We start from the raw sequence: 17,464 nt of genomic DNA on the forward strand, positions 1-17,464 counted from the left end.
CTACATCTCCTCGGTCACGTAGCTGCGGAGCCAGGTCCGGAAGTCCGGGCCCAGGTCCTCACGTTCGCACGCGAGTCTGACAATGGCACGGAGGTAGTCGCTCCGGTCGCCGGTGTCATAGCGGCGACCCTTGAAGACGACGCCGTGCACCGGGCCGCCGGCCTTCTCGTCCTCGGCGAGGAGCTGGAGGGCGTCGGTGAGCTGGATCTCGCCGCCGCGGCCCGGCTCCGTCCTGCGCAGTATCCCGAAGACGGCGGGGTCGAGGACGTAACGGCCGATGATAGCGAGGTTGCTGGGCGCCTCGCCCGGCTCCGGCTTCTCGACCAGGCCCGTGACGCGCACCACCTCGCCGTCGGGGCCGGGTTCGACGGCCGCGCAGCCGTACATGTGGATCTGCTCCGGCGCGACCTCCATCAGCGCGACGACGCTGCCGCCCTCGCGCTCCTGGACCTCGACCATGCGGGAGAGCAGCGGGTCGCGCGGGTCGATCAGGTCGTCGCCGAGGAGGACCGCGAACGGCTGGTCGCCGACGTGCGGCGCCGCGCACAGCACGGCGTGGCCGAGACCGCGCGGGTCGCCCTGCCGGACGTAGTGCATGGTGGCCAGATCGCTCGACTCCTGGACCTTCCGGAGCCGGTCGGCATCCCCCTTGCGGGTGAGGGCGGACTCCAGTTCGTAATTGCGGTCGAAGTGGTCCTCGAGCGGGCGCTTGTTCCGGCCGGTGATCATCAGCACGTCGGAGAGACCGGCGGCCACCGCCTCCTCGACGACGTACTGGATCGCGGGCTTGTCGACGACAGGCAGCATTTCCTTGGGAGTGGCCTTGGTGGCCGGCAGAAAGCGGGTACCGAGCCCTGCGGCCGGGATGACGGCCTTGCTGATCCTGCGGTGCGACATAGTCATGCGCAGAACGATAACCGGCGCCCGAGGGCGGAAGATGAGGGTCCGGTTAACTTTGTACGCCTATATGTGCATACGAGAGGTTCAGGGTACCCGTTGAACAGCGAGATGTCCGAAAAGGCCCTGCTCAGGCGGGAACTGCTGACTGCTCGACGTCTTCTGACCGGGGAAGACGTGGAAAACGCCGCGTCGGTTCTGTCCCGGCGCGCTCTGGGTCTTCCCGAGCTGTCGAAGGCCCGTACCGTCGCCGCGTACGTCTCGGTCGGGAGCGAGCCGGGCACCCGCGTCCTGCTGGACGCGCTGCGCGCCCGGGGCGTGCGGGTGCTGCTGCCGGTGCTGCTGCCGGACAACGACCTGGACTGGGCGGCGTACGAGGGGGCCGACCGGCTGGCGCGGGCCGGCCGCGGGCTGCTGGAGCCCGCCGGGGAGCGGCTGGGCCGGGAGGCGGTCCTGGCGGCCGACGCGGTCCTGCTGCCGGGGCTGGCGGTGGACGCGCGCGGGATGCGGCTGGGCCGGGGCGGTGGCAGCTACGACCGGGTGCTGGCCCGGCTCACGGCGGCGGGGGCGTGCCCGGCGCTGGTGGTGCTGCTGTACGACGAGGAGGTGGTGGAACGGGTTCCGGTGGAGCCGCACGACCACCCCGTGGACGTGGCGGTGACGCCGACCGCGATCCACCGCACGCGCCGGGCGGAGCCCGGTGCGGCCCGTACGCCCTGAACCGGGGGGCGCGGGAGCCCCGCCCCCCGGAGCCCGAGGGGACGCGGCCCGGCCCGCCGTCGGCGGGGCCGCGTGCGACGCCCGCGCACCGGTGAGGCCCGCGCACGGGTGAGGCCCGCGCACGGGTGAGGCCCGCGCACGGGTGAGGCCCGGCTCCTCGCGGGGAGCCGGGCCTCACCTGGTTCCGGGCCCGCAGGGGGCCGGGCGGAGCCTCTACGGCTTGAGCGTCAGCGTGTCCGCCGTCGTCGCGGCGACGGCGTCGGTCCCGAAGGACCAGTCGAGCAGTTCGCCCTTGACCCACTTGTCGGTCTGGTCGGTGTAGTGCGCCGCGAACGCGTGCCCGGAGGCGCCGGTCAGGTTGATCCATCGCGACTTGTCCCAGTCACCCACGTTGACCACCATCCGCATCGACGGCACCCAGACGACGTCGTAGCCGCCCGCCGCGTTCCAGCCGGTGGCGTTCACCGCGGCCTCGCCGCCGCCGAGGTTCCAGGGGCCGCGGTTGAGGAGCCGCTTGAGCGGGCCGGGGCCCTCGGTGCCGAGGGTCTGGTTCTTCAGGTTCAGCTGGTGCAGCCGGCCCCAGCTCCAGGTGTTGATGTCCTTGCCGAGCTTGGCGGTCAACTCCCAGCGGGCGTCCTTCAGGGCCCGGGCGAAGAGCTCGTCGCGGGTCTCGGTCGCCTCGTCGCGGCCGCTCCTCGGCGACTTCCACCAGTCGCTCTTCTGGTCGTCCATCAGGTTCCTGACCACCTGGTACCAGCGGTCGCCGCCGTCCGGCTGGGCCGACGTCGCGTCACGCCGGCCGCACTCGCGCACCAGCTTGTGCCGCTCGTCGATCGGGCCCGAGCTGTCGGCCCGGCGCACGTTGAGGCACTCGCCCTCGACCCGCAGCTCCTTGGGCAGCTTGTCGCCGAAGGCCAGCTTGAGGATGTTGCGCCAGACCGCGTTGAAGTACGCGGCGGCTGCCGAGTCGGGCTCCTGGGTGTAGTCCCAGCCCTCCAGCAGCTTCTGGGCCTCGCGGACGCTCTTGTCCGAGATGTTGATCTTCATCAGCTCGGGCACCAGCAGCGCGGCGATCTCGCTGGTGTTGTCCATCTGCATCTTCTGCATGTCTTCGGTCGAGATCTTCCCGCCGCCCTTGATCTTCGACTCGATGAGGTCGTTGATCCGCTGGCTGCGGGAGCCGTAGCCCCAGTCCTTGGTGAGCAGGTGGGGGTACTTCTTGTCGTCGACGACGGCCTGATTGGCGGTGACGATGTAGCCGCGCTTCGGGTTGTACTCGTAGGGCAGTTCCTCGAACGGGATCGGGTCCTTCTTCCAGCCGTACTCCGAGGACCAGCCGGGGCTGGGCATCGTGCCGTCGCCGTTCTTGCGGACCGGGATCTTGCCGGGTGCCTGGTAGCCGATGTTGCCCTTGGTGTCGGCGTAGATCAGGTTCTGCGAGGGCACCTCGAAATGCTCGGCCGCCTTGCGGAAGGACGGGAAGTCCTTCGCCCGGTTGAGCTCGAAGACGGCGTCCATGGAACGGCCCGGATCCAGCGCGGTCCACTTCAGGGCGACCGCGTAGCCGTCGGCCCGGTCCGGGACGGCGGTGCCCGTGACGGGGGCCTTCTGGCCGACCTTCTCCATCTCGCTGTTGCGGTCGGAGACCAGCGGTCCGTTGTTGGTCTCGCGGATGGTGATCTTCCGGCTCTTGCCGCCCGCGACCTTGATGGTCTCGTCGCGGACGGTGAAGGGCTTGACCTTGCCGTCGTACAGGTAGCCGTCGTCGGAGACCTTCTCCAGGAAGAGGTCGCTGACGTCCGCGCCGAGGTTGGTGAAGCCCCAGGCGATGTCCTGGTTGTGACCGATGATCACACCGGGCATGCCGGAGAAGGTGTAACCGGCGGTGTCGTACTGGCACGTGGCGCTGATCTCACGGCAGTGCAGCCCCATCTGGTACCAGAGCGAGGGCAGCTGCGGGGCCAAGTGCGGGTCGTTGGCCAGCAGCGGCTTGCCGGTGGTCGTGTAGTCGCCCGAGACCACCCAGGAGTTGGAGCCGATGCCGTTGCCGTTCGGGCCCAGCAGCGCGGGGATCTCGGCGAGGCTGTCGGAGAGCGAGGCGAGCTGGGTCTGCACGCCCTCGGCGGCGCTCTGCGCGGTGACGCCCTGTCCGGTGGTGTCCTGCGTGCCGGTGGCGCCCTGCGTGCCGGTGGCGCCCTGCCCCGTGGCGCCCTGCCCGCCGACGCCCTGTTCGGTGGTGTCCGAGCCGAGGCCGGACGAGGACGGGGTCGCGTCCGGGTCGAACTTCCCGGTGACCGAGGAGATCGCGCCCCCGCGGACGATCGGCTTGTGCTTCTCGTACGGGTAGTCCGGGTACAGCTGCCCGATCTGCTTCTCGTCGAGCCTGCTGTACATCAGCGCGCGGTCGATCTCGTCCTGCATGTTGCCGCGCAGGTCCCAGGCCATGGCCTTGAGCCAGGCCACCGAGTCGACCGGGGTCCACTTCTCCGGCTTGTAGTCGTTGGTGAGGCCGAGCGCCGCGTACTCGACGGAGATGTCCTTGCCGTCGCGCCCCTCGAGATAGGCGTTGACGCCGTCCGCGTACGCCTGGAGGTTCTTCTTGGTCTCCTTGGACAGGACCTCGTCGTACTCCTGCTGGGCGACCTTGCGCCAGCCCAGGGTGCGCAGGAAGGCGTCCGTGTCGACCTGTCCGGAGCCGAACATCTCGGAGAGCCGGCCGGCCGTCATGTGGCGGCGGACGTCCATCTCCCAGAAGCGGTCCTGTGCCTGGACGAAGCCCTGGGCGCGGAAGAGGTCGGCGTCGGAGTCCGCGTACAGCTGCGGAATGCCGTAGCCGTCACGCTTGACCTCGACGTCGCCGTCGAGACCGTCCAGCTTGATCGTCCCGTTGGTCTGCGGGTACGAGGCCCGCACCGTCGAGACGGACCAGAACGCGCCGTACCCGATACCCGCGACGAGCGCCAGCACCAGAAGGAGAACGATCAGGCGGGCGCGTCGCCCCTTCTTCCTGCCGGTCTTCTTCCCGGCGGTGGAACCGGCGGTACCGGGAGGACCGGAAGGGGCGGTTGTGTTGGCGGGCATCGCTGTCCTTCGAGGGGCAGGTGGTCCTGGGAGTGCAGGAGCAACCATAGGCGCAGACGCGGGGCGGCTCCGACGCGGTATCGGGATGGTTCCAGTTCCAGCGTGATCGTACGAATGAACGAACGCGTCAAGAAAGCGTTAAAGATTAGGTAAGGTAACGAAGTACCGACTGCCAACGGCCGATGCCGAGGAGCGATCCGTCGAGGCCCCCGCGGTCCGTCCGGCGGGTCCGTTCGGCAGGCGCACGCAGGGAAGGAACGGCCACTGACTGTCCACACGCTCAACGAACTCCTGCTCGTCTGCTCGCTCGTTCTGCTCGTCGCGGTGGCGGCGGTGCGCGTCTCGTCCCGCAGCGGGCTCCCCAGCCTGCTCCTGTATCTGGGCATCGGGATCGCCATGGGGCAGGACGGCTTCTTCGATGTGAAGTTCAACAACGCGGAACTGACCCAGGTGATCGGGTACGCCGCGCTGGTCGTGATCCTCGCCGAAGGCGGTCTGGGCACGAAGTGGAAGGAGATACGGCCCGCGCTGCCGGCCGCCGCGGTGCTCTCGATAGTGGGCGTCGCGGTGAGCGTCGGCGTCACCGCGGCCGGGGCGCACTATCTGGTGGGGCTGGACTGGCGTCAGGCGCTGATCATCGGCGCGGTCGTCTCGTCCACGGACGCCGCGGCGGTCTTCTCGGTGCTGCGCAAGGTCCCGCTGCCCGCCCGGCTCACGGGCGTGCTGGAGGCCGAGTCCGGATTCAACGACGCGCCCGTGGTGATCCTGGTGGTGGCCTTCTCGGCCAGAGGACCGGTGGACAGCTGGTACGTACTGGTCGGGGAGATAGCCCTGGAGCTGGCGATCGGCGCGGCGATGGGGCTGGCCGTCGGCTGGCTCGGCGCGTTCGGGCTGCGCCGGGTGGCGCTGCCGGCGTCCGGCCTGTATCCGATCGCGGTCATGGCGATCGCGGTGTCCGCGTACGCGGCGGGCGCGCTGGTCCATGGCAGCGGCTTCCTCGCCGTCTACCTGGCCGCGATGATCCTCGGCAACGCCAAGCTGCCGCACTGGCCGGCCACCCGCGGCTTCGCGGACGGGCTCGGCTGGCTGGCCCAGATCGGCATGTTCGTCCTGCTCGGGCTGCTGGTCACCCCGCACGACCTGTACGACGACTTCTGGCCCGCGGTCATCGTGGGACTGGTGCTGACGATGGTGGCGCGCCCGCTGGAGGTCTTCATCTCGCTCGCGCCGTTCCGGCTGCCCTGGCAGGAGAAGGCGTTCATGTCCTGGGCGGGGCTGCGCGGCGCCGTGCCCATCATCCTGGCGACCATTCCGATGGTGTCCGGAGTCGAGGGCTCCACCCGGATCTTCAACATCGTCTTCGTGCTGGTCGTGGTCTACACCCTCATCCAGGGGCCGACGCTGCCCTGGGTGGCGAAAATCCTGAAGATCGCCGAGGACCCGGCCGAGGCCACCGACCTGGGCATCGAGTCGGCGCCGCTGGAGCGGCTGCGCGGCCATCTGCTGTCGGTGGCCATCCCCGGGAAGTCGAAGATGCACGGCGTGGAGGTCGGGGAGCTGCGGATGCCGGCCGGGGCGGCGGTCACCCTGGTCGTGCGGGACGGGAAGAGCTTCGTCCCGGCGCCGTCCACGGTGCTGCGGCGCGGCGACGAGCTGCTCGTGGTGACCACCGATCCGGTGCGCGACGCCGCGGAGCAGCGGCTGCGCGCGGTCGGCGAGGGCGGCAAGCTCGCGGGCTGGCTGGGGACGGGCGGCAGGGAGGGCGGGATCGCGCCCCATGCGGCCCATCTGGCTCAGGACGTGGCCCATGACGTGGCGCACGCGGTGAAGGCCATGAAGCGGACGGGGAGGGCGGACGGGCCACGGCCGCGCCACTGAGGGAGCAGTGGGCGGCGGGCGGCGGGCGGGGCGTCGGACGGCGAGTGGCGGACGGCGGCAGGGGGCCCGGCGGCGAGTGCGCTGGTGAGCTCGTGTGCTCGTTGCGCCCGCGTGCTCGGTGAGCTCGTGCGCTCGGCGCTGTCGGTGCGCTGGGTGCGTCCGCTGCGCTGGGGCTCGTGCGGTGTGCGCGATGCGCCAGGGGCCTTCGGTGCGCGTGATGGACCGGGGGCCTTGGGCGCGCTCGGGGCGAGCGATGGGCCGGGGGCCTTCGGTGCGCTCGGGGCGCGTGAACACCTGCCTGTATCATGCGAGAAGTCCGATCGGTCTCCTCGCAAGGCCGGCCGACCAGACCACTCGAACGACCAACTCTGCCTGATGCAGAGCTGGCGCGACCGTATGGCGGTCGTGGCGTCCTCCGCTTCTGCTGAGCGCCCGGCATCTACCGCAGTTCCGCGCGAAGAGGACAGCTCTCGGCAGCACCCGCCCGGGCCCGCACCCCGTGCCGGTCCGGCAGGCGCTCGGCTACCAGGCGGCAGAAAGGCATGGGCCGTGGCATCCACGGTCACCGGACGCCCGGGTTACGGGCAGTTGCTGCGCACTCCGGGTGCGTGGACGTTTCTCCTTCCGGGCTTCGCCGCCCGGCAGCCCTTCGCGATGCTCACGATCGGCATCGTGCTGCTGGTCCAGCACACCACCGGCTCGTACGGCAGCGCGGGGGCCGTCGCCGCCGTGACCGGCGTGTCCATGGCCCTGTTCGCCCCCCAGAGCGGCAAACTCGCCGACCGTTTCGGCCAGCGCGCCGTTCTGCTGCCCGGTGTCCTGGTGCACACGGCCTCCGTTTCCGCGCTGACGGCGCTGGCACTGGCCGACGCGCCGCTGTGGGCGCTGTTCGCGGCGGCCGTGCCGACCGGCGCCTCCGTTCCGCAGGTCGGGCCGATGGTACGGGCCCGCTGGGCGGCCGTCCTGGGCGCGGCCCCGGGCCGCGAGGCGTCTCCGCTGCTGTCCACGGCGGCCGCCTTCGAATCGGTGACGGACGAGTTCACCTTCGTCATCGGCCCGGTGCTCGCCACCGCGCTCTGCACCGGCGTGCACCCGGCGGCCGGGTTGATCGCGGAGGCCGCGCTGACGCTGGTCGGCGGCCTGCTCTTCGCCGCCCGGCGCCGTACCCAGCCCCCGGTGCGCCCCGCCCAGTCCGACGCCGCCGAGCGGCACGCCTCCGCCCTGTCCGTACCGGGTGTGCGGGTGCTCGCGGTGGCGTTCCTGGGGATCGGCTCGGTCTTCGGCGGCATGCAGGTCTCGCTGACCGCGTTCGCCGAGGAGATCGGCCGCCCCGGAGCCAACGGTCTGCTGTACGGGATCTTCGCGGCCGGCAACATGCTGGCCGGCATCGCGTGCGGCGCCATCGCCTGGCGGAGCGGTCCGAGGCGGCGGCTGGTCGCCGGATACACGGCCCTGGCCCTGACCGTATCCGGGCTCTGGGCGGTGCACTCCGTGTTCCTGCTCGCCGGGCTCGGGCTGCTCGCGGGGCTCTCCATCGCCCCGGCCCTGATCGGCGGGTACACCCTGGTCGAATCGCTGGTGCCGGGTTCCGCCCGGACCGAGGCGTTCACCTGGCTGACGGGCTCGGTCGCGCTCGGCCAGGCGGCCGCGGTGACGGTCGCCGGGCGGCTCGCGGACGCCCACGGCGCGAGCGCCGGCTTCCTGGTGCCGCTGGTGGGGACCGTGCTGGCGCTCGCGACCCTGGTGACGCTGCGTTCCCGGCTGGCACCGTCCGCCGTGGGACGGACCGTGGCACGTGGTATCGGTCACCGGAAGTCCGTCACGGTGGACTGACGCGACGGAATACGTCACTATGGAACGTCGTTAGCACTCATTGAGTGAGAGTGCCAGGAGGAGCAAGTGCCGACCTATCAGTACCAGTGCACCGAATGTGGCGAGGGCCTCGAGGCGGTGCAGAAGTTCACCGATGACGCCCTGACCGTGTGCCCGAGCTGCAACGGACGCCTCAAGAAGGTGTTCTCGGCGGTCGGCATCGTATTCAAGGGCTCCGGTTTCTACCGGAACGACAGCCGTGGCTCCTCGTCGAGCAGCTCCCCGGCGTCGTCCTCGGCCAAGAGTTCCGGTTCCGCTTCGTCGGATTCCTCGTCCTCGTCGACGGGGTCCGACTCGAAGTCGTCCTCGACGGCCGCGTCCGCGTCTTCGTCTTCCGCGTCCTCCGCGTCCTCGACGAGTGGTTCGTCGGCGGCCTGAGCCGGGCCGCGCTTTCTCGGACCGCGCTTCCTCCGCTGCCGGGCCCCTTCCTGGACGGCCCCGGGGCCGGAGGGCACAGACCTCACCAGGACACGCCCCTCTGAGGACGGCGTTCCTCCCGAGTACCCCGCCGACGCGTTCGGCGGGGTACTCGGCGTTCTCCGCGTTTCCCGCGCCGCTACTGTGACCGCATGGTGAACGCAGAGATCGGTGTCATCGGCGGCTCGGGCCTGTACTCCTTCCTGGAGGACGTCACGGAGGTGCGGGTGGACACCCCGTACGGACCGCCGAGCGACTCCCTCTTCCTCGGCGAGATCGGCGGCCGCCGGGTCGCCTTCCTGCCCCGGCACGGCACCGGCCACCACCTGCCGCCGCACCGCATCAACTACCGCGCCAACATATGGGCGCTGCGCTCGGTGGGCGTACGCCAGGTGCTGGGCCCGTGCGCGGTGGGCGGGCTGCGCCCGGAGTACGGGCCGGGGACCCTGCTCGTGCCGGACCAGATGGTGGACCGCACCAAGAACCGGGTGCAGACGTACTACGACGGAGAGACCCGGGCCGACGGCGCGGAACCGAACGTTCTCCATCTGGGCTTCGCCGATCCGTACTGCCCCGAGGGGCGCAGGGCGGCGCTGGCGTCGGCTCGCGCGAAGGACTGGGAGCCGGTGGACGGCGGGACGCTGGTGGTCGTCGAGGGGCCGCGCTTCTCGACCCGCGCGGAATCGCGCTGGCACGCGGCGATGGGCTGGTCGGTGGTCGGGATGACCGGGCATCCGGAGGCGGTCCTCGCCCGCGAACTGGGCCTCTGCTACACGACGATGACGCTGGTGACGGACCTGGACGCGGGGGCCGAGGCCGGGGACGGCGTCTCGCACGGCGAAGTGCTGAAGGTGTTCGCCGCCAATGTGGACCGGCTGCGCGCGGTGCTCTTCGACGTGGTGGCCGCGCTGCCCGAGACGGCGGACCGCGACTGCCCGTGCTCGCACGCGCTGGACGGCCTGGACACGGGGATCGAGCTCCCCTGACGACGACGGGTCCTCCGGAACGCCGGTTTTCCTGAGGCCGCGGTGACGGCTGTGGCATGCGTGGGTGAGCGAGTTGTCCACAACGCCGGAGGTGTCCACAGGCTCCAGCGGGAAGCGCGCGGAGCGTGGATCGTGAGGGGTGTCCGTCCGGAACTCCTCACAGCAGGTGGTGTTGGCCATGTCTCCGTCTCCCCGGGTCCTCCCGTCGCCCGTGTCCTCACCGGCCGTTCCGGGGCCCCCGTCGCCCGTGTCCTCACCGGCCGTTCCGGGGCTCCCGGCGTCCGCTCCCCCGCCCTGCGGGGTGCCCGCGTTCGACCCGTTGCGGGTGGACGCGAGCATCGCGGTTCGGCTGCGGCGGGCGTTGTGGCGGCAGCGGCGCACCATGGCGGCCGGGCTCGCCCTGACGGCCGCCGCGTTGGCGGCGATGGGGCCGGGCGGAGGCGGCGGCACGGCCGGCTTCACCGCACGGGGCGGCGGGACGGGCACGGCCGATGCCGCGCCGGAACGGGTCCACCGGCCGGCTCAGCTGGTGTCCGCGCCGGTCCGGATCGCCGATGTGGGGACGGCACGGCTGTTACGACCGGGGAGCCGCGTCGACGTCGTCGCCGCCGGCGAGGACGGAACCGGGAGCCGCGTCCTGGCCAAGGGCGCGCTGGTGGCGGATGTGCCGCAAGCCCCGGCCGAAGGGCGCTCGGAGGAGGGGGCGTTGATCGTGCTGTCCGTCCCCCGGAGCACGGCCGCGTCGCTGGCCGGCGCCGGAATCTCGGCCAGGCTGGCCGTGGTCCTGTGCTGATCCGCAGCGCCGCCCTGAGCACCGTGAGGCGACACGACAAACGGACTAAAGACTCCAATTGGGTGTTTCTTTCGCGTATTGCCGTAGGTTGCGGAGCAGTCCGCGCCGTCCCCGGCACACGCGAAGGGAGGCTCATCCGTGAGCGAGAAGAAGGTCGGCCTGCTGGAAGGGTTCAAAGCCTTCCTGATGCGCGGCAACGTGATCGACTTGGCGGTCGCCGTCGTCATCGGCGCCGCGTTCACGCAGATCGTGAACGCAGTCGTCAAAGGTGTCATCAATCCACTGGTCGGCGCGTTCGGCACCAAGGACCTGGAGGGCTACAGCTCCTGCCTCAAGGGGCCCTGCGTCACGGACCCGAAGACGGGCGAAGCCATCGAGGGCATCCGGATCCTGTGGGGCTCGGTGCTCAGTGCCGCCCTCAGCTTCTTGATCACCGCGGCTGTCGTCTACTTCCTGATGGTGCTGCCCATGGCCAAGTACCTGGCCAGGCGCGCGGCCATACAGGCGGCGAAGGAGGGGGTGCAGGAAACGCTGGAGGTGAGCGAGCTGGAGGTTCTGAAGGAGATCCGCGACGCCCTCGTCTCACAGCGCGGCGGACCGGCGAGCCGGGCTCCCGGAGAGACTCCGGGCGACTGAGGCCGTCCCGCCGCTCCTGCGCTCCTGCGCTCCTGCGCTCCTGCGCTCCTGCGCTCCTGCGCTCCTGCGCTCCTGCGCTCCTGCGCTCCTGGCGGGCATACGACGGGCGAACGGCCGCAGAACCCGGGCACGAACCGGGGGGCTCTCCACGCTCCCCGACGGCCAGCGGGCTCCCACATCTCCCGGCGCTCCCGACCCCGGCGCTCTCGCAGTCCAGTCCCCGGTCGGCACACGGCGACCGCGCGCAGTGCCACAGAAGAACCGGTGGCGGCGTCGCCGGACCGCGTCGGAGCGAGGGGCTCAGATGTGGTGGGGCGGCTTCTCGTCCAGGAAGCGCGCCAAATCGGCGGCGCTGCCACCGGCCGGGGCCCGCTCGCCCCACCCTCGGTCCGTGTCGTCCGAGGACTGCTGGTCCAACGGATCGTCGAAGATCAGAGCCGGTCTCGGTCTCGGTTTCGACTGGTCCGGCTGCGACGGCTTCGAATCGCGCGGGCCGGGGGCGGGGGCGGTGCTCATGTTTCCAGGGTACGGCGGGGCTCAGCGGTCCTCCGGATCCAGCCGCCGCAGCCGGAGGACCACGCCGGAACGGCCGGCGGAGAAAGCCACGAACGCCGGGCAGCTGAGCACGACCGGCGCCGGGTACGACCAGCACGCGGAGACGAGCAGCGCGTGTGGAGCAGCGCACGCGCACGAGCGCAGGTGAAGGAGCACACATGACAGAGGAGCCCCAGCAAGAACCCCGCGGAAGGTCCCAGGGCCCGAAGTCGGGCTCCCCCGGCCCGAAATCCGGCTCCCCCGGCCCGGAGTCGGGCTCTCCCGGCCCGGAGTTCGGCTTCACCGGCCCGGAGCACGGGTCGCCCGGCCCGCTGGACGCGCTGACCGATGTCGCCGGGCTGCGCGTCGGCCACGCGCGGGTGCCGGGCGAGGGCGCGTTGAGCGGCACCACCGTCGTCCTCGCCCCCGAGGGCGGCGTGGTCGCGGCCGTCGACGTGCGCGGCGGCGGCCCCGGCACCCGGGAGACGGACGCGCTCGATCCGCGCAACCTGGTGCAGCGCATCGATGCCGTGGTCCTGACGGGCGGCAGCGCGTACGGACTGGACGCGGCGTCCGGCGTGATGGCCTGGCTGGAGGAGCGCGGGCGCGGGGTGCGGGTCGGCCCCGATCCGGCGCAGGTGGTGCCGGTGGTGCCGGCCGCGTGCGTCTTCGACCTGGGGCGGGGCGGTGACTGGCGGGCCCGCCCGGACGCCTCGACCGGCCGCGCGGCGGTGGAGGACGCCGCGCGCACGGAGCCGGGGGCGCCGGTCGCCGAGGGAAACGTCGGCGCCGGGACGGGCGCGGTCGCCGGGCGGCTCAAGGGCGGGGTGGGCACGGCGAGCGTGCGGCTGGGCTCCGGGATCACGGTGGGCGCGCTGGTCGTGGTGAACGCCGCGGGCTCGGTGGTCGACCCGCGTACGGGCGCGCTGTACGGGGAGTACGGCGCGGCCGAGCCGTCGGCGCCCCCGGCGCCCGAGGTCCACCGTGCGGCGCTGCGGCGCCTGGCCCAGGCACGGCAGGCCGCCGCGGGTCACCCCCTCAACACCACACTCGCGGTCGTCGCCACGGACGCCGAACTCACCCGGGCCCAGGCGCAGAAGCTCGCCGGAACGGCGCACGACGGGCTGGCGCGCGCGGTGCGCCCCGTGCATCTGCTGACCGACGGGGACACCGTCTTCGCCCTGTCCACCGGCAGCCGTCCACTGCACCCGCGGAACCCGATCGCCCTCAACGAGGTGCTGGCGGCCGGCGCGGAGTGCGTGACGCGCGCCATCGTGAAGGCCGTCCGGTCGGCCCGGGGCACCGAGGGCCGCGACCGGGGCGTCGGGCACCCCTCGTACGGCGACCTCTACGGCTCGCCCCGGTCCCCGGCATGACCCCTGAAGCGCACACCCGTCCGCCCCCGACTCACGTACGGGGGAGGGAAGTTCGGACTAACCGCCAGGAACCATCCTTGTGCGCGAATCGTTTTCTCCAAGCCCGGTCACGATGTCGGTGCCAGGGACTACGTTATGCACGCAGCAAGTAACACGCGGCAACGGCCTGGAGACAGCACCTTGAGCGATCCGTACGAGACAACCGAGCAACACCTCGAGCGACTCCTGCGACGGGCACTCAACTCTTTCGACCTGCCCGACGGTACGGTCGAGAGACTCGGCACCGCGCTCGCCCACAGCAGTTCCCTGCACTCCTCGCACCACAGTTCCGTGCTCCACCGCGAGACCTACCGGCACACGTATCTGCTCTCCGACGGCACCGCCCTCTCCCTGTGGGAGGTGGTGCACAGCGGTCCGCGCGACGCCTCGGATCCCCGGGCCCGGACGGATCCCGAGTTCCGGCACCACGAGTTGTACGACGACGAGGCCGACGCCCGGGTCGCCGCCGCCCGGCTGGCCGGCGGTCTCGGGGATCTCCCGGTGTTCGGGGACGAGGGGCCGCAGGCCGATCTGGACACGCTCACGGTCCTGATGGCGGCTCCCCCGGTCCCGATGCCCCGGATGTACGCACCGGACAACTCCGCCGACCATGCCCGCCGCGTGCTTCGCCGCGCGGAGAACAGCGACGGGCCCGGCGAGGAGACCGCCCGGCTGCTGCGCGCCGCCTTCGCCCACCACATCACCCAGGTCTTCGGCCGCCAGTGCCAGGTGGGCGGGCGGAGCGCCGGGTTCACGTTGTACGAGCACGCCTTCCTGCTCCTGGACGGCAGCGAGACGAGTCTGTGGGAGGTCGAGCACACGGCCACGCCGGACGGCCGCCACATGTGCGAGGTGTACGCCGACGAGGGGTCGGCGCGCGGCGCCATGGAGAGCCGTACCCGCATCTGCTGACCGGGCCCCGGCGGGAAAGGCCGGGGTACGACCACAGCCGCCCCGACCCGGTCGGGCCAGGCCGGGCCGCGGGCGGGGCGGACCGCAGGCGGGGCGGACCAGCCGGGTCGGTCGGCGTGTGACGTGAGCGATGGCATCCGCGTCCTGAACGAGGCCGGACGAGGCGGGAAGGGGCGGGGCGCGGCGCCAGTCGTTCGCCCCGCCCCGGCCGCACGTCCGGTCCTGCCCGCGCCGTCCGGTCCGTACCTCCGGTCCGCCCACCCGGTCCTGCCCGCGCCGTCCGGTCCGTACCTCCGGTCCGCCCACCCGGTCCTGCCCGCGCCGTCCGGTCCGCACGTCCGGTTCCGCTTCCTCCGCCCTGCCGCCCATCCGTCCATTTTCAAGCCCTTGCCGGTTTCGGGCTCGTACCAGTTGGCTCGTACCGGTTTCAGCCCCCGACGGGATTCGGGCCCTACCGGGTCAGCGCGGGCGTCCTGCCCGATGCGGCGTCGGTCTCGTGCCCGGGCCCAGCGGCAGCGTCCGCGTCGGCCAGGGATTCACTCGCCTCACCGGACACACGGACGCCCGTGGGCGCGTCCGCCTCCCCGGGCCCCCTGCCGGACGCACCGCCGTCCATGGCGTCGACGCCTTCCGCATGGCGGGGCGGGCGAGCGGGCAGCGCGAACATCACCAGGAAGATCACCGCGAGCACCGCGACCACCCACCACAGCGAGTGCCGGAACGCCTCCGCGAACGCCGGGCCCGCCTGCCGCGGCGCGAGCCGGTCCCCGATCGAGCCGAAGAAGACGACCGCGACCAGGCCGAGCCCGAGCGCGTTGCCCATCTGCTGCACGGTGTTGATGAGGCCGGAGGCCGAACCGGAGTGCTCCTTCGGCACCTCGGACAGCACCATGTCCGTCAGCGGGGCGACGATCAGTCCCATGCCCAGGCCCATGACCGCCAGCGGCGGCACCATCTGCCAGGACGTGACGCCCATCCCGTACCGCTCGGACACCGCTATGTAGAGCAGCAGGCCGGCGATCATCAGCAGCGCACCCGCCTGAAGGACCTTGCGGCCGAACCGGGGCACCAGTTTCTGTACGGAGATCCCCGCGGCGCATGAGACGGCGACCGAGAACGGGACGCCGGTCAGCCCGGCCCGCAGCGCGGTCCAGCCGAGACCCATCTGCATGTAGAGCGTCCAGACCAGGAAGAAGATGCCGAGTCCGACGCCGAAGGTCAGCTGCACGGCGATGCCGGCCGCGAAGCTCTTGACCCGGAACAGCGACAGCTCGACCAGCGGCGAACCGTCCCTGCGCGCCTTCGCCCGCTCGAACAGCACCAGCGCCAGGAAGACCAGCAGGCTGCCGGCCATCGACAGATGGCCCCACAGCGGCCAGCCCAGCTCCCGGCCCCGGGTCAGCGGGTAGATCAGCATCAGCAGTCCCAGCGTCACCAGGGTGACGCCGACCAGGTCGAGCCGGAGCGCCCGCGGCGCCTTGGACTCGGTGATGAACCGGTTGCCCAGGATCAGGGCCGCGATGCCGACCGGCAGGTTGATCAGGAAGATCGGCCGCCACTGGAGGCCGGCGATGTCCCACTGGGTGAGCAGAGCGCCCAGCAGCGGCCCCATGATCGCGCCGAGACCGACGATCGCGCCGAAGAGGCCGAACACCTTGCCGCGCTCGTGCGCCGGGAAGGTGGCGTGCACGATCGACAGCACCTGCGGAACCATCAGCGCGGCGGTGCCGCCCTGGAGAACGCGGGAGGCGACCAGCATCTCGGGGCTCGCGGCGAAGCCGCAGAGCGCGGAGGCCACCGTGAACCCGCCGATGCCGAGCAGGAACAGCCGCTTGCGTCCGTGGATGTCGCCGAGCCGGCCGCCGGTGATCAGTCCGGCCGCGAAGGCCAGCGAGTAGCCGGCGGTGATCCACTGGATCGAGCTGAACGAGGCGCCGGTGTCCTGCCGGATGCTCGGGATGGCCACGTTGACGATCGTGACGTCCACCAGGTCCATGAAGGCCGCGGTCATCACGATGGCGAGGGCGAACCAGCGTCGCCGGTCGGTCACGGCCGGCGGGGCGGGTGTGGCCGGGGCGGCCGGAGCAGCGGGGGCGGCCGAGGCGGCGGGCACCGCCGATGCCGCCGGTGCGGCCTTGGGACCGGACCCCGGGATCGGGGCCGGAGGAGTTGCTGAAGAAGACATGGGAAGAAGCTAGGCCACCATTAGGTCGGTTTATGACCCAATGAGCGGGCACCCTGTCACGGTGACACCTCACCCCGGTACGACCACTCCGACGACGCGAGAGTGAGCCCATGACCGACACTCCGGCCCGACTGCTGAATCTGCTGTCGCTCCTCCAGACGCCCCGCGAGTGGCCGGGCAGCGAACTCGCCGAGCGGCTGGACGTCAGCCCGCGCACCATCCGCCGCGACATCGACCGGCTGCGCGCGCTCGGATATCCGGTCGAGGCCACGCGCGGTTCGGTCGGCGGATACCGCCTGGTCGCGGGCACCGCCATGCCGCCGCTGCTGCTCGACGACGAGGAGGCCGTGGCCATCGCGGTGGGCCTGCGGGCCGGCGCCGGGCACGCGATCGAGGGCGTCGACGAGGCGTCCGTACGCGCTCTGGCGAAGCTGGAACAGGTGCTGCCGTCGCGGCTGCGGCACCGGGTCTCGACCCTGCAGAACGCCACGGTGCCGCTGACCCGGGGCGACGGCTCGACGATCGATCCGCGCACGCTCACGGTGATGGCGTCCGCGGTCACCGGGCGGGAGCGGCTGCGGTTCGCGTACCGCGCGGGTGACGGCGCCGAGACCAGGCGGGAAGCCGAGCCGTACCGGCTGGTGAGCGCCGGGTGGCGCTGGTACCTCGTCGCGTACGACCTGGGGCGCGAGGACTGGCGCACGTTCCGGGTCGACCGGGTCAGCGAACCCTTCGCGACGGGGGCCCGGTTCACCCCGCGCGAGCTGCCCACGGGGGACGCGGCGCAGTTCCTCAGCGGCTCCATCGCCCGGCGGCAGCCGGAGCTGGCGGTCGACGTGAGCTTCGCGGCCCCGGCGGACTTCGTCTCCGCCCGGCTGCCGGCCCGGTTCCGCCCGCTGGAACCGACCGACGACGGGAACGGGTGCCGGCTGCGGGTGACGCTGCCGGACTCGCTGGAGTGGGTGGGGCTCCGACTGGCCCTGGTCGACTGCGAGTTCAGCGCACATGGGCCCGCGCAGCTGGTGACGTACCTGAGTGAGCTGAGCGCCCGCCTGAACCGCGCCACGGCACGCTGACGCGTTTCCGCAGCTGACATGTCTCCGCTGCAGACATGTCTACGCCGCGGACACGTCTCTGA

14 protein-coding genes are annotated in these 17,464 nt (G+C 71.8%); 10 read left to right on the top strand and 4 right to left on the bottom strand.

The features are described 5' to 3' along the window. A complete protein-coding gene (gene galU / locus WA762_RS23525; RefSeq protein ID WP_335938112.1) occupies positions 1 to 903 on the bottom strand; it encodes a UTP--glucose-1-phosphate uridylyltransferase GalU in 903 nt (300 codons plus the stop codon). A gap of 105 nt (positions 904 to 1,008) precedes the next feature. On the opposite strand from galU, the gene WA762_RS23530 reads away from it, so the two are divergent. After that, positions 1,009 to 1,617 carry a 5-formyltetrahydrofolate cyclo-ligase gene (locus WA762_RS23530; RefSeq protein ID WP_335938113.1) on the top strand — a complete coding sequence of 203 codons (609 nt, stop codon included), beginning with the start codon at positions 1,009 to 1,011 and terminating at the stop codon, positions 1,615 to 1,617. A 213-nt stretch (positions 1,618 to 1,830) separates the two neighbouring features. On the opposite strand, the gene WA762_RS23535 is transcribed toward WA762_RS23530, so the two are convergent. Next, the gene (locus WA762_RS23535) at positions 1,831 to 4,698 is read right to left on the bottom strand and encodes a penicillin acylase family protein (RefSeq protein ID WP_335938114.1); all 2,868 of its coding nucleotides are present in this window, start codon (positions 4,696 to 4,698) and stop codon (positions 1,831 to 1,833) included. Between the two features lie 324 nt (positions 4,699 to 5,022). Between WA762_RS23535 and WA762_RS23540 the strand changes: the two genes are divergently transcribed. The 6 genes from WA762_RS23540 (at position 5,023) to WA762_RS23565 (ending at position 11,280) form a co-directional block, all read left to right on the top strand. Continuing rightward, positions 5,023 to 6,576, top strand: a complete 1,554-nt coding sequence (locus tag WA762_RS23540) for a potassium/proton antiporter (protein ID WP_335938115.1) — start codon at positions 5,023 to 5,025, stop codon at positions 6,574 to 6,576. Between the two features lie 549 nt (positions 6,577 to 7,125). Continuing rightward, a complete protein-coding gene (locus tag WA762_RS23545) occupies positions 7,126 to 8,409 on the top strand; it encodes an MFS transporter (protein ID WP_335938116.1) in 1,284 nt (427 codons plus the stop codon). Between the two features lie 66 nt (positions 8,410 to 8,475). Further along, complete coding sequence (locus WA762_RS23550) at positions 8,476 to 8,826, top strand: FmdB family zinc ribbon protein (RefSeq protein ID WP_335938118.1); 351 nt, start codon at positions 8,476 to 8,478, stop codon at positions 8,824 to 8,826. A 191-nt stretch (positions 8,827 to 9,017) separates the two neighbouring features. Beyond that, positions 9,018 to 9,851, top strand: a complete 834-nt coding sequence (locus WA762_RS23555) for an S-methyl-5'-thioadenosine phosphorylase (RefSeq protein ID WP_335938120.1) — start codon at positions 9,018 to 9,020, stop codon at positions 9,849 to 9,851. A 301-nt stretch (positions 9,852 to 10,152) separates the two neighbouring features. Next, the gene (locus WA762_RS23560; RefSeq protein ID WP_335938122.1) at positions 10,153 to 10,644 is read left to right on the top strand and encodes a hypothetical protein; all 492 of its coding nucleotides are present in this window, start codon (positions 10,153 to 10,155) and stop codon (positions 10,642 to 10,644) included. A 138-nt stretch (positions 10,645 to 10,782) separates the two neighbouring features. Further along, positions 10,783 to 11,280 carry a large conductance mechanosensitive channel protein MscL gene (locus WA762_RS23565; RefSeq protein ID WP_335938124.1) on the top strand — a complete coding sequence of 166 codons (498 nt, stop codon included), beginning with the start codon at positions 10,783 to 10,785 and terminating at the stop codon, positions 11,278 to 11,280. Positions 11,281 to 11,580: 300 nt separating this feature from the next. On the opposite strand, the gene WA762_RS23570 is transcribed toward WA762_RS23565, so the two are convergent. Beyond that, entirely contained in the window at positions 11,581 to 11,796 is a 216-nt protein-coding gene (locus tag WA762_RS23570; RefSeq protein ID WP_335938125.1) for a hypothetical protein, read from the bottom strand. Between the two features lie 197 nt (positions 11,797 to 11,993). On the opposite strand from WA762_RS23570, the gene WA762_RS23575 reads away from it, so the two are divergent. Further along, complete coding sequence (locus tag WA762_RS23575; RefSeq protein ID WP_335938126.1) at positions 11,994 to 13,190, top strand: P1 family peptidase; 1,197 nt, start codon at positions 11,994 to 11,996, stop codon at positions 13,188 to 13,190. Positions 13,191 to 13,370: 180 nt separating this feature from the next. Next, positions 13,371 to 14,141, top strand: coding sequence for a DUF6227 family protein (locus WA762_RS23580; protein WP_335938128.1), 771 nt, complete (start codon positions 13,371 to 13,373; stop codon positions 14,139 to 14,141). 451 nt (positions 14,142 to 14,592) lie between these two features. Here the strand turns inward: WA762_RS23580 and WA762_RS23585 are convergent, their stop codons facing one another. After that, complete coding sequence (locus tag WA762_RS23585) at positions 14,593 to 16,326, bottom strand: MFS transporter (RefSeq protein WP_443080656.1); 1,734 nt, start codon at positions 16,324 to 16,326, stop codon at positions 14,593 to 14,595. A gap of 110 nt (positions 16,327 to 16,436) precedes the next feature. Between WA762_RS23585 and WA762_RS23590 the strand changes: the two genes are divergently transcribed. Next, a complete protein-coding gene (locus WA762_RS23590; RefSeq protein ID WP_335938129.1) occupies positions 16,437 to 17,402 on the top strand; it encodes a helix-turn-helix transcriptional regulator in 966 nt (321 codons plus the stop codon). Positions 17,403 to 17,464 lie beyond the last annotated feature (62 nt).

Origin of the sequence: Streptomyces tyrfis (genome assembly GCF_037034285.1) — a bacterium.
GTDB lineage: Bacteria > Actinomycetota > Actinomycetes > Streptomycetales > Streptomycetaceae > Streptomyces.

What these genes read in the sequence shown, in the direction of transcription:
- galU (WP_335938112.1), bottom strand. Translation starts at nt 903, where the DNA reads ATGACTATGTCGCACCGCAGGATCAGCAAGGCCGTCATCCCGGCCGCA.
- WA762_RS23530 (WP_335938113.1), top strand. Translation starts at nt 1,009, where the DNA reads ATGTCCGAAAAGGCCCTGCTCAGGCGGGAACTGCTGACTGCTCGACGT.
- WA762_RS23535 (WP_335938114.1), bottom strand. Translation starts at nt 4,698, where the DNA reads ATGCCCGCCAACACAACCGCCCCTTCCGGTCCTCCCGGTACCGCCGGT.
- WA762_RS23555 (WP_335938120.1), top strand. Translation starts at nt 9,018, where the DNA reads ATGGTGAACGCAGAGATCGGTGTCATCGGCGGCTCGGGCCTGTACTCC.
- WA762_RS23570 (WP_335938125.1), bottom strand. Translation starts at nt 11,796, where the DNA reads ATGAGCACCGCCCCCGCCCCCGGCCCGCGCGATTCGAAGCCGTCGCAG.
- WA762_RS23575 (WP_335938126.1), top strand. Translation starts at nt 11,994, where the DNA reads ATGACAGAGGAGCCCCAGCAAGAACCCCGCGGAAGGTCCCAGGGCCCG.
- WA762_RS23585 (WP_443080656.1), bottom strand. Translation starts at nt 16,326, where the DNA reads ATGTCTTCTTCAGCAACTCCTCCGGCCCCGATCCCGGGGTCCGGTCCC.
- WA762_RS23590 (WP_335938129.1), top strand. Translation starts at nt 16,437, where the DNA reads ATGACCGACACTCCGGCCCGACTGCTGAATCTGCTGTCGCTCCTCCAG.